General features: G+C 69.0%; 6 protein-coding genes and 1 pseudogene. 2 read left to right on the top strand and 5 right to left on the bottom strand.

What is annotated here, in order from left to right; all coding sequences use genetic code 11:
- Window positions 1-58: 58 nt before the first annotated feature.
- The 3 genes from B7C62_29565 to B7C62_29575 all read right to left on the bottom strand — a co-directional run bounded on the left by B7C62_29565 (window position 59) and on the right by B7C62_29575 (window position 6,731).
- The gene (locus tag B7C62_29565) at window positions 59-4,771 is read right to left on the bottom strand and encodes a protein kinase (protein ARF75953.1); all 4,713 of its coding nucleotides are present in this window, start codon (window positions 4,769-4,771) and stop codon (window positions 59-61) included.
- Between the two features lie 339 nt (window positions 4,772-5,110).
- On the bottom strand, window positions 5,111-5,320 hold the full coding sequence (locus tag B7C62_29570; GenBank protein ARF77428.1) for a hypothetical protein: 210 nt from the start codon (window positions 5,318-5,320) through the stop codon (window positions 5,111-5,113).
- Window positions 5,321-6,251: 931 nt separating this feature from the next.
- Complete coding sequence (locus tag B7C62_29575) at window positions 6,252-6,731, bottom strand: hypothetical protein (protein ID ARF75954.1); 480 nt, start codon at window positions 6,729-6,731, stop codon at window positions 6,252-6,254.
- Between the two features lie 358 nt (window positions 6,732-7,089).
- Between B7C62_29575 and B7C62_29580 the strand changes: the two genes are divergently transcribed.
- Window positions 7,090-7,392: a DNA-binding protein gene (locus tag B7C62_29580; GenBank protein ARF75955.1), complete on the top strand. Its 303-nt coding sequence runs from the start codon at window positions 7,090-7,092 to the stop codon at window positions 7,390-7,392.
- Between the two features lie 83 nt (window positions 7,393-7,475).
- A pseudogene (locus B7C62_29585) lies at window positions 7,476-8,695 on the top strand (site-specific integrase).
- Window positions 8,696-8,824: 129 nt separating this feature from the next.
- Here B7C62_29585 and B7C62_29590 read toward each other — a convergent pair.
- Window positions 8,825-10,354, bottom strand: coding sequence for a UDP-N-acetylglucosamine 1-carboxyvinyltransferase (locus tag B7C62_29590; GenBank protein ARF75956.1), 1,530 nt, complete (start codon window positions 10,352-10,354; stop codon window positions 8,825-8,827).
- A 291-nt stretch (window positions 10,355-10,645) separates the two neighbouring features.
- The gene (locus B7C62_29595) at window positions 10,646-11,533 is read right to left on the bottom strand and encodes an alpha/beta hydrolase (protein ARF75957.1); all 888 of its coding nucleotides are present in this window, start codon (window positions 11,531-11,533) and stop codon (window positions 10,646-10,648) included.
- Window positions 11,534-11,659: the final 126 nt, after the last annotated feature.

Here is an 11,659-nt window from a genome sequence, read left to right on the forward strand (position 1 = left end):
CTGTGGAGAGTGGGAGAGTGCGGAAGAAGATCAAGGAATGACGGTCAGGGAACGAGGGTCAGGCGTCAGGCGCGAGGTGTTTGCGGGAGACCCAGGCGTCTGGGACGACGATCCACTCGTCGAACCCTGCCTGGTAAGGAACACTCTGCCCGGCCAGCCGCGGGGCGCGTGCCGGATCGGACTGTGCGACGAGAAGCCACAGCGGGTTGCCGCCCTGCCGTGCCTCCTCCGCGAGCCGCCCGAGCAGGTCCAGCGCGTCGTACCGGCCCAGGACCGCGGTGTCAGCGAGGAGCAGCGGGCCACGTGCTTCCGCCAGGCGCTCGCGGAGTCGCGGCTCGATCCGCCCCCAAGCCTTGTCGGTGCGGATGCGCAGCTGCTGATGAGGGCGGCTGCCCCGTTCGGCGGCGTCCGCCTTGAGGACGGTCTCCCAGGTGGGACGAGCCGCCTCGCCGACCACGGCGCGGAGCTCCTCCACGAACAGTCCGGTCAGCGACACCGGCCGGGCACCGAACGGCTCGCCGGCCAGTGCTCGCACCGCCTCCTCGGCCCGCCGCTGCGGAACGGTCAGCACGCGGAAGCCGTCCTGCCGCGCCGAGTGCGTGAGCCGCTGGTCCGCCTTGACCGCCGCGGCGACTGCCGCGTCCGCGTCGTATTGGGTGGGTGCGGAGCGACGTGCGGCTGAGGCGCCCCAGCTTGCCGAGGTCAGGCCGGCGGTGGCGTCCCCGGACCGGCGGTCAGGGACGAGGCGCAGGACCCCGTCGTAGCGGGTGGCCAGCTTCAACTCGAAGCCGGCCTCCTTGAGGGCGCGGACGAGGGTGCTGCCCGTGGGCAGCTCGCGCGGCACCAGCGGATCCGTGCCCAGGTCGGGGAAACGGGTCGTGACCCGCTTGTGCAGGGCGTCCACCGTCAGACCCGGCAGGCGCTCCTCCTCGACGCCGGGCTGCACGGCGACCACACCGGCCTGGGTGATCCGCAGCGCGCGCACCAGGTCCAGGCCGCGCGGGTAGATCTCCAGGCGGGGGGTGAGCGCGGCCCGGGTGGAGGCGGCGACCGCGATCTCGGCGGTGCGCCGCTCGTCCCAGCCCAGGTTGCCCGGCGGTCGGCGTACAGCGTCCAGTTCGGTGAGAACCGTGCTTGCTGTCGGAAGAGACTCGAGCGCCGCGAGCCGATCGGCCCGTGCGCCCAGGTTCAGCGCGTACTCCTGCAAGGCAGGCAGTGAGGGGGTGTCCGGTCCATCGATGCCCTCCCGGACGTCCAGGGCGATCAGGCCGATCACCGGGTCGGAGCCCTTGGGCATTCGGGCGTGGAAGTAGCGGAAGAGCTGCGGGGATTCGTCGTCCCCGCTCTGGCGCTCCACGAGTGCCCGGCTTTCGCGCTCCACCAGGGCCCGCAGAAGGGACAGTGCGAGCGCACGCCGGTCGCGCCGTTCCACGTGCTGGGTGCCGCGCCGGGCGATCAGCGCATCGGCGAGTTCGATGACCGGTGCGACCCGTCCGCGCTCGGCGAGGAGCTCCACCAGTTCCTCGCGCAACAGCCCGAGGGCGGCATCCTCGTGCCAGCGCTCGCGTGCCTTCTTCACGATCTGCGGGATACGGCCGGCGGTCAAGCCCACGGCTTCGGCGACGTCCCGCTGGCGCACCCACGCGAGGCCGTCGGGCAGGCGGCCCTCCTCGTCGGGGAGGCGCAGCAGGAGGCGTACGGCTTCGCGCTCCTTGGCGTTGGAACGGGCGTTGCCGCCGGACGGTCTCGGCACCAGGCGAGCAGCGAGCGCGTCCAGACTCAGGCCACGCAGCACATTCGGGTCGGTGGCACCAGCTGTGGCGACCGCGTCGGCGGCTGCCCGTTCCAGGGCGCTGCGCTCCTGGTTCGCGGCTTTGAGGGCCGCCGCGCTGAGCGGCGAGGGCGCGGCCTTGCCGAGCCGGAGATTCCACTCCTTCTGCCGGCGCTGGATCTCCTCACGGGTGCGCGAACCCATGCCCGGTGCGGTGAGGAACTTCTTGGTCGAATAGTCGAGCACGTCGCCGACGGTGTTCAGGCCCATCGCGAAGAGCTGCGACTGCGCGGAGACCGTCAGGCCGGCCACCGACAGCGGAGTCTTCCGGTCGGCGCGTTCCGCCTGCTGATCGCGGATCTGCTCGGCGGAGACATCGTCGTCCTCGCGCCCGATCCGGGGCTCGGCCACGGGATCGGCGATCGCCGCGTCGGCACCGCTCTTCGAGCTGCGGCCCGGCTTCTCACTGTGCCCGGAGCTGGGCGCGGTCGTGCGCTGCGCGTCGAGGAAGATGCGTTGCCAGGCACGCTCCATCGGCTTCAGGTCCGAGAAGCGGTCCTTCACGTCCCGGGCCAGGGCCTTGCGGAAGAACGCCACCAGGCCGTCGCGGATGGCCGGTTCGAAGGCGTCAGCCGCGAGCTGCGGATACGGCCACTCCTTCGGGTCCGTCTGCCGCGCCGTGACCGAGCCGTCGCCCCAGCGGGGCAGTTCGTTCGACGCCATCTCGTGCAGCGTCACGGCCAGTGCGTACCGCTCGGCATGTGCGTCGTACGAGCCGCGCGTGATGATCCCGACGAAGGGGTCGAGGTAGCCCTCGGTGCCGGCCTCGATCTCCTTCGCCGGATACCCGGCCAGTGAGAAGTCGATCAGCACCAGCTGGCGGGTGCCGTTGGGGCGGATCCGGATCGCGATGTTGTCCGGCTTCAGGTCCCGGTGCCAGATCCCCTCGGCCTCCAGGTGCTCCACCGCTCCGAACAGGTACTTCCCGTACGCCTCCAGCTGGTCCATGCCCAGGCGGCCGTTGTCCCGCAGCTGGCGAGCCACGGTGTCCTCACGGCGGCGCGGCCCCTTGTCGGCGCTCGTGTCCTGGTCCTTCAGCTCCCGGCTGTCGCCGACGTAGTCCAGGACCAGAACCCGGCGCCCGGCCAGGGTGAGCGGCTCCCGCTCGTACAGCGCGATGATGCTGGAATCCCGGTGGATCCGGCCCAGGACTTCCGCCTCACGATCCAGGACCGTGTGCTTCGCCTCGCTCAGGGCGACCTTCAGGACCGCTACCGGCAGGGCGCCGCTGCGCCGCGACTCGCCCTCAAGGTCGCGTACCAGGAAGGCCCGCGACGTCGAGCCGGTGCCGAGCCGGCGCACGACCTCCCAACGCCTGGCCAACACGTCGCCGGCCACCGCCTCCAGCGGATCCTTCTCCGGCTCGTCGTGCTCCTCGCCGTCGTCCGCAGCCGCCTCGCTGCCCCCGCCTGCACCAGCCGCAACGTCAGAGCTGCCCGAGACCTCCTCGGCGAACGCTTGCTCGACGTACTCCAGCATCTCCAGGAAGTCGTCGACGGTGGACAGCCGCCGGCCCGGCTCGTACGCCGTGGACGCCTCCACCAAATCGTCGATGTCAGGATGGAGGCCGTCGACCAGCGCGCTCGGACGCAGCGTCTCGGCGCCCTCCAAGCGCGCCATGACCTCGCTCTGGCTCGCTCCAGGTGCCTGCCCTGTCACCAGCAGATACGTGAGAACGCCGAGCCCGTACACATCGAGCCGCACCGAATCGGCCTTCGGAATCCTGAGTTCCGGCGCCAGATACGGATCGGCCGCGTCCGAGACATGTACCCCCGACACGTTGGTCGGCGCCAGGGTCAGTGGCCGACCGCGGCTCGCGCTCTGTCCAGTGGCGATCTGCCAGTCCGCAATCTGTGGCCACGGCCGCAGCCACCGCTGTTCTTCGCCGAGCTCCCGCCCGCGGGGACCGCGGTCACGCGGAATCACATGCACCGAGTGAGCGGACAACGTCCGGTGATGGACCCGCCGCGAATGCGCGGAACGCACCGTCTCCGCCAGCTGCCGCACCAGAGCGAGCCGAGCCCGCAGGTCCAGGTGCTCTCCGTGCTGCACCAGGTAGTCGTCCAGGCGCAGGGTCTCCGGATGGTAGTCGAAGAGAATCGCCGGACCGGCCGGATGCCCCGAAGGCAGATACGTCTTCAGCTGCACAGCGCCCGGGTGTTTGAACCGGCTGAGAATCGCGGCCTCACGGGCCGCAGCCCGCTCCACCGAGCGGCGCTCCTCGTCGGATGCCCCGCGCTCACTCAGGAAGACCCGCACCCGTGCCAGGTCCTGCAGCTGGGAGTGGCGGCCAAGATAGTCGGCCCAGGTGGGCCCGGAGTCGAACGCTTTCGCGTCCAGCAGATACGAGCCCACTTCGTGCTGGCGGCGGATCGGCGCGATGCGAAGCTGCTTCAGCGCCGAGTCGACTCGGCGGGACGTCTCGGCAGTGATCCGCCGACGGACGTCGCCGGGCGGCACGGTCAGCATCTTCACCAGCTTCTTGACGGTGAAGACCCCGTTCATGTCGGCTGTCGGCAGCTGCACCTGCAGCTGGTCGTCGGTGAAGCAGACGGCTTCACCGACCCAGATCCGCGACCGGTCCCCTGGACGGCCGGCGACCCCGTTGATCAGGCCCGCGAGTTCCTTGGCCTTCTGGTTCGCCAGATGCAGTGGATTGCCATGACGACGGGTGGTGCCGTTGGGCGTGCTCTGCACCCACTCGTTTCCGCCGCCATGGACGGAGCCGTGCCAATCCTTCAACTCGACCAGGAAGACACCGGCCGGAGCGACCACCAGAAGGTCTACTTCGCGGACGTGTCCGCTGTTCGCGGTGAACGTGAAGTTCGACCAGGCCCGCCACGGCTCCTCGTCCGGCATCCGCCTGCGGATCGCCTCAAGGCCGCGACGTTCGTGCTCGTACCCGGACTCGGTGACCGTCGTCCACCGACCATCCAGCATGCGGCTCCCGTCCCTGTCTCTGTCACCTTGCGGGTGCCTTGCCAGCTGCCTTCTCGTTGATGAGTTCAGGAAGCCACGCTCGACCCTCGGGCCCGATTCTAGTGGGCGGGACTGACAGCCAGAGAATAGGGCGAATTCGTTCCGGCAAAGGACTTTCGGCCAGGCCGATCGGCCCTCGGGGTTGTCGTGTGGAGCTTTGCCTCCCGTTTCATGGCGAGTGAGACATCGCACAGTAGCGTTACAGCTTCGTGGGCCACAGCCGATAGCACCGGCTGTGGGGACCGTTCCGGCTGAGCGCTCCCAGGGCGGCCGCGACGGCCGCCCTGGGCGAGGGCGCTGCTACGGGTGCCGGCTTACGTGCGCGACCACGCTCATGCCGGCACCAAAAGTGAATGCCAGAGCAGCTGCACCGGAGGCGGCAGCGGTGGACGCAGCCTGCCCGAGAGCAGCGGAGCCGATCCCGAACGCGAGTCCGGCGATGATCGACGTCAGAGCGACGACGACAACGTGGTAGATGCGGTGGTCGCAGGAAGAAGCGGGTGCAGTCAAGGGGGCCCTCCAGAACATTCGAGAGAGCGCCGTCACAGAGCCAGAGCAGGTGCCAACCCGCTACCAGATCGAGGTCACGACGTCGCCGCCCGACGGGCGTCGCCATAGGAGAGCGCCGGCCAGGCGCCCCTATAGGTTCGCAGCCGTCCCGTCGTCATAGCTGACTCCCTGCACAAGTGCACCCTGCCTTCCGAGGTCTCGAGAACTGCAACCATCGTAGCCAACCCCTCTGACAATGAAGCAGATTGGTGACAGCCGCCTCAGGGGAGGTCCCATCTCCAGCGTGGCTTCCGACGAGCCGACGCCTGACGGTCGGCCTACCTGAACCGGCCTCCTTGTGCCTTCGAGAGGCTGATTTGCGTCTCATGCAGGGAGCGGCTGACAGTAGGCCATGGCTTGCCTATTTGTGTATCTGCTAGGTGTATTCAGCCGACTTCCGGGCGTGACGCAATCACGTCGATGCGTGTACCTGGGTCATTGTGCATTCTTCGATGCGCTGCCGAAATTGAGGCAGTAGTCCGGGCTGCAGAGAGAATGGCACCAGTGCGGAGATGGGTTGGTCCTGAGTTCCCTGGTGGGGGATTGGCCTGCGGCGACCATGCACGCGATAGAGCAGGCGCTTAGAAGACACCTGCACTGTTCTGGTGCTTCCACTCGTTCAGGGCTGACTATTCGAGAGGCTGACCTCTGTGATTCCGGCGCCAGCATGGTGGTTCGCCGATGGTAGACACATTGACCCGGGAAAGGACTGGAATCGTGCGGTGAAGCAAGCGAACCTAGATCAGCTGCGGAAGAGTACGCGAGAGCGGCGCAAGGTAGCACGGGATCGCCGGTTACCTAAACCGGCGATTCTTCGGAGTATTGATGGTGTTCGGTCGCCGTGCGATTCGCCTGGGATGGCCGAACTACTGTGTCTATCCATGCCTCACCCTCAAGGAGCTCTTCCATGACCGCAATCGTCAATGAACAAGCGTCCTATCTGTCCGATCGGCAGTGCTTCGCGATCCTGGACCGGGTCAGCGAAGATCCGTAGAACGGCCTCGCCCTGCGAGCCTTCCTGGCTTCCATCGCTCTCGCGGCTCTGCGCCCGGAGGAGGCCCGGGTGCTGCGCGTGCGAGACGTGGAGCTCGGGGACGACGGCACCGGTTGGCTCATGGTCCGCCCTCAGGCACAAGAGCGCCGCGAGGAGGATTCGGACAGCGCCGGTACCGTACGGCGTGTTCCCGTCTGCCGTGAGTTGGCGGCGATCTTGAAGGAGGAGACCACCCGGCGTGATCTCCGCCCTGACGACGCGATATTTGTCCTCGACAACGGACGACCGCTGACCGCTCAGGTCTACCGAAAGACTTGGCAGCAGGCACGAGCAGCGGCCCTGCAAGCACATGAACTGAACTCGCCGCTGGGTAGGCATGTCTCGGCTCTCCGTGACGCGCGAATTGCGGCGTGGCTGAAGAACGGCGACCAGACGGTGGGCCACATCCTTGCGCTGGCCGAATGCGCCGGAATGGACGCTCCTCGCCTCGCCGAACGCTTCGCGAGCTGCCTTCGCAAGCCGACCCGGGACGAAATCCCTTGGGATCGACTCGAAGCCGCCTTGGCCCTTCCTGAGCCGAGCCAGCCGACTTCGACCGCACGGCGTCCGTAGCGGCACACCGGGTTGTGGCTTGTCCGCGATTCTTGCCTGCCTCACGACAGGCAAAGGCTGGGCGGACCAATGGGTTTCCGCCCAGCCGGGCTCGCCTCTCCCGTCCCTCACAGAGAAACCCCAGATGCCTGCACGACCCTTGCCTGCCCCCACTACTTCCTCCACGGCGGTACGCGCGGCGTTCCTGACCGTGAAGGACGCCGCCGATTACCTCGGCCTCTCACCCCACACCCTCTACGTCTGGCGCCACCGCCGTCAGGCACCGCCGAGCTTCCGCATGGGCCCCCGCGGTCGCGTCATGTACCGAGTGGAAGCCCTTGACGCCTGGGTCAGCGAACAGGAGCAGGCCGACTCCCGCTCCAACCTCGCCCTCAACCCACTCAGCGTCCGCCCGCAGGAGCGTTCCGCCCGCTTTACCACCGCCTGACATAGCCTCCTGCGCCGTAGAACGCCGCCGTCACCCTCATCACAAAGGAGTTCCACCTGGCCGGCTACATAGAAGACCGATGGCTGAAGAAGCGCCCGAACCCGAAAACCGGCAAACGCGACCACACCGCCATGTACGGCAAGTGCACCCGCTACCGAGTCAAGGGCATCCCCGGCGTCAAGGACCGATCCTTCGACGCGCTTCAGGACGCCAAGACCTGGCTCGCCCAGGCCCAGACCGATGCACGCCGAGGCGAGTTCGTCGATCCCCGCGACGGGGCAATCTCCCTCAAGGACTACATCGCGACCCACTGGTGGCCCACCCAGAGCGGCGACCCTTCCACGATCGAGCGGATCGAGCAGAGAGTGCGCCGCCACATCGTTCCCCGCCTGGGTGCTCAGCCGCTCAATGCCATCGGCACGGAAGTCCTGCGGCACTGGAAGAAGCGGCTGGAGAAGGCCTCGGTCCGACCTCGATCCGTCTGGTCTGGGCGACGCTCTCCAGCGTCCTTCAGGCTGCGGTCGAGGACCGTCGCCTCGGACGCAACCCATGCCGGTCCAGCACGGTCGGGCCTCCGCCCGCGGCCCCTGGCAGAGTTGAGGCGTGGCCGCCCGAACGGGTCCTGGCGGTTCGGGAGGCCCTGCCGGACCGCTACCGGATCCTCCTCGTGATCGGAGCAGGTCTCGGGCTCTGCCAAGGGGAAGCGCTCGGACTCTCAGCGGACGATATCGACTTCGAGAAGAAAGTCGTCCACGTCCGGCGGCAGATCAAGATGGTGCGAGCGAAACTGTGCTTCGCGCTTCCGAAGGGCCGCAAGGTCCGGGACGTGCCGCTGCCGGCCAGCGTGGCCCGGGCAATCCGGCAGCACATGGAGCAGTTCGCGCCGGTGCCGGTCACGCTGCCCTGGGACGACCCAACTCCGGCGAAGACGCCGGTGGAGGCCAAGCACCGACGGCCCAGGACCTACAGCCTCCTGGTGACAGGACGCGAGCGGAAGGCTATCAACCGGAACTACTTCAACTCCTACGTGTGGAAGCCCGCTCTGGCCAGGGTAGGTGTGATCGCCGCGCTGGACGAGGGCAGCGCAGACGGGGCTCGCGTGTGGGAACCGTCCCGGGAACACGGCTTCCACGCCCTGCGCCACTTCTTCGCCTCCGAAGAACTGGAGGCCGGCGAGTCGGTCGTCTCCCTGGCACGTTGGCTGGGGCACTCCGACCCCGGGTTCACGCTGCGGAAGTACTCCCACTTCCTGCCCCGTGCCGGCGCCCGGGGTAGCGCCGCCATCGACGCGATCTTCGCGTAGCCGCGACCGGTGCGTTGGGCTCGTAGCCCGGCGCAGGCCCAAAGTCCCAGAGAAGTCCCAGACATGCCGCCGCACCCCTCCCTGACCCGCCAAATGGCAGGTCAGATGGGGTGCGGCGGCATCGTCGTGTCAAATGTCCCGGAAGATCTCGATCTGCGCGCCCACCGAGTTGAGCCGCTCCGCCAGCTCCTCGTAGCCCCGGTTGATGACATAGACGTTGCGCAGTACGGAGGTGCCCTCGGCCGCCATCATCGCCAGCAGCACCACCACGGCGGGCCGCAGGGCGGGCGGGCACATCATTTCGGCGGCGCGCCAGCGGGTGGGGCCCTCGACCAGGACTCGGTGGGGGTCCAGGAGTTGGAGGCGGCCGCCGAGGCGGTTGAGGTCGGTGAGGTAGATCGCGCGGTTGTCGTAGACCCAGTCGTGGATCAGGGTCTGGCCGTGCGCGGCGGCCGCGATGGCCGCGAAGAACGGGACGTTGTCGATGTTGAGGCCAGGGAACGGCATCGGGTGGATCTTGTCGATCGGCGCCTCCAGCTTGGAGGGCCGCACGGTCAGGTCCACCAGCCGGGTGCGGGCGTTGTCGGCCGCGTACTCCGGGGTGCGGTCGCAGTCGACGCCCATCTCCTCCAGGACCGCGAGCTCGATCTCCAGGAACTCGATCGGCACCCGGCGGATGGTGAGTTCGGACTCGGTCACCACGGCGGCGGCCAGCAGGCTCATCGCCTCGACCGGGTCCTCGGAGGGGGAGTAGTCCACGTCCACGTCGATCTGCGGGACCCCGTGCACGGTGAGCGTGGTCGTGCCGACGCCGTCGACCCGTACGCCGAGCGCCTCCAGGAAGAAGCAGAGGTCCTGGACCATGTAGTTGGAGGAGGCGTTGCGGATGACCGTCGTGCCGTCGTGGCGGGCGGCGGCCAGCAGCGCGTTCTCGGTCACGGTGTCGCCGCGCTCGGTCAGCACGATGGGCCGGCCGGGGGAGACCGAGCGGTCCACCTGCGCGTGGTACAGCCCCTCCGTCGCGGCGATCTCCAGACCGAACCGGCGCAGCGCGATCATGTGCGGCTCGATCGTGCGGGTGCCCAGGTCGCAGCCGCCCGCGTACGGCAGGGTGAACTGCTCCATCCGGTGCAGCAGCGGGCCCAGGAACATGATGATCGAGCGGGTGCGGCGCGCGGCGTCGGCGTCGATCGCCGCCATGTCCAGCTGAGCGGGCGGCACGATCTCCAGGTCCACGCCGTCGTTGACCCAGCGGGTGCGCACCCCGATGGAGTTCAGCACCTCCAGGAGCCGGAAGACCTCCTCGATCCTGGCGACCCGGCGCAGGACGGTCCGGCCCTTGTTGAGCAGCGAGGCGCACAGCAGCGCGACGCAGGCGTTCTTGCTGGTCTTGACGTCGATGGCGCCGGAGAGCCGACGGCCGCCGACGACCCGCAGATGCATGGGCCCGGAGTAACCGAGCGCCACGATCTCGCTGTCGAGGGCTTCACCGATGCGGGCGATCATCTCAAGGCTGATGTTCTGGTTGCCGCGCTCGATGCGGTTGACGGCGCTCTGGCTCGTGCCGAGCGCCTCGGCCAGCTGCGTCTGTGTCCAGCCCCGGTGCTGCCGGGCGTCACGGATGAGCTTGCCGATGCGTGCGAGGTAGTCGTCTGACATGACGGCAGGTTATCTCAGATATGAGATGAGGCTGATGCGGGGTGTGCCGTTCGAGTGAAGGGAGCGCAAACAGTCGCTCCGTGGGAGGTGTGGGGGTGAGACGGCTCCTGTGGTGCGTGGTGGTGCTCTTGGGGTGTCCTGGCCGCGCCCCGTGCCACCATCGTCCCCCGGGCGGGGCGGCAGGGCGCGGGGCGTGCGGCCGTACGGGGGTGGCGGGGCGGTGGCCCGGCTCGGCCGAAGAGGTGGCGGGGTGCGTGGAGCGCCGGGTTTGCAATCATTCGCCCGTAGATGTCAGTCCCGCCGGGCCGCCAGCCACCCCAGAGCCTCCGCCCCCGCGCCGAGCACGGAGATGTGCCCGTCCGCCGGGCGCACCCGCAGTTCGGCCGTCGGGCAGTGCCGTGCGAGCCACCCGCTGTGGGCGGCGGGCACGATGCGGTCCTGCCCGCCGTGGAGCAGGAGCAGGGGCGCGGTGATCCGCGCGGGGTCGAAGCCCCACGGCGCGACGTACGCGAGGTCATCGGTGATCATGCCGTCCGGACCGCCCTCCAGGGCCGGTCCCACCACCTCGTCGAACCAGGACCACTCACCGGCCAGCGCGTCCAGGTCGGCTTCGGTGAACATCTCCGGGTCGTACCCGGCGCCCGCTTCGTACGCCTCCTTCGCCGCGCGGCCCTCGGTCGCCGCCCGCAGCGAGGCCGCCGGGGACCGCCCCATGCCCGCGAACCAGTCGAGTCCCCCGGCGCCGTACGGAGCGGGTGTGGCGACGGTCGCCACGCCGAGGACCCGGTCGGGCAGCAGCGCGCCGCAGGCCAGCGCGTGCGGGCCGCCGCCGGAGTGGCCCAGGACGGCGAACCGGTCGATGGCCAGGGCGTCGGCGACCGCGCGCACGTCGTCGGCGGCCGACGCGACGTCCCGGCCGGGGAGCGGGGACGAACCGCCGTAGCCGGGGCGGTCGTACGACACCCAGCGGATGCCCAGCTCCTCGGCGGCGGGGAAGAGGGGGCCGGGCGGTGAGCCGGTGTTCGGGGTGCCGTGGTGCCAGAAGACGACCAGGCCGTCACCGCGGTTGTCGTCGTCGCCGGTGTCGTACACATGGAGCCCGCGGCCGTCGCTCAGCCGCAGATCGTTTTCCCTGACCTTCACCCCACCACCCACCCTTCCTCCGCCATCCTTCGCCATCCTTCCCGTTGCGCGGAACGCCCCCGACGCCGGGGGCGGGAGACCCGTATCGCCCGGAGGCGATCACTCCGCACTCAGAAGCAACCCACAGCTTCGCCTCCCCGTCTCGATGTCCGAGAGCGCGTT

The organism is Kitasatospora albolonga (genome assembly GCA_002082585.1).
Lineage (GTDB): Bacteria > Actinomycetota > Actinomycetes > Streptomycetales > Streptomycetaceae > Streptomyces > Streptomyces stephensoniae.

Bases quoted from the DNA above. Each gene is read 5' to 3' on its own strand.
- B7C62_29565 (ARF75953.1), bottom strand. From the start codon at position 4,771: ATGCTGGATGGTCGGTGGACGACGGTCACCGAGTCCGGGTACGAGCAC.
- B7C62_29575 (ARF75954.1), bottom strand. From the start codon at position 6,731: ATGCCTACCCAGCGGCGAGTTCAGTTCATGTGCTTGCAGGGCCGCTGC.
- B7C62_29580 (ARF75955.1), top strand. From the start codon at position 7,090: ATGCCTGCACGACCCTTGCCTGCCCCCACTACTTCCTCCACGGCGGTA.
- B7C62_29590 (ARF75956.1), bottom strand. From the start codon at position 10,354: ATGTCAGACGACTACCTCGCACGCATCGGCAAGCTCATCCGTGACGCC.
- B7C62_29595 (ARF75957.1), bottom strand. From the start codon at position 11,533: ATGGCGAAGGATGGCGGAGGAAGGGTGGGTGGTGGGGTGAAGGTCAGG.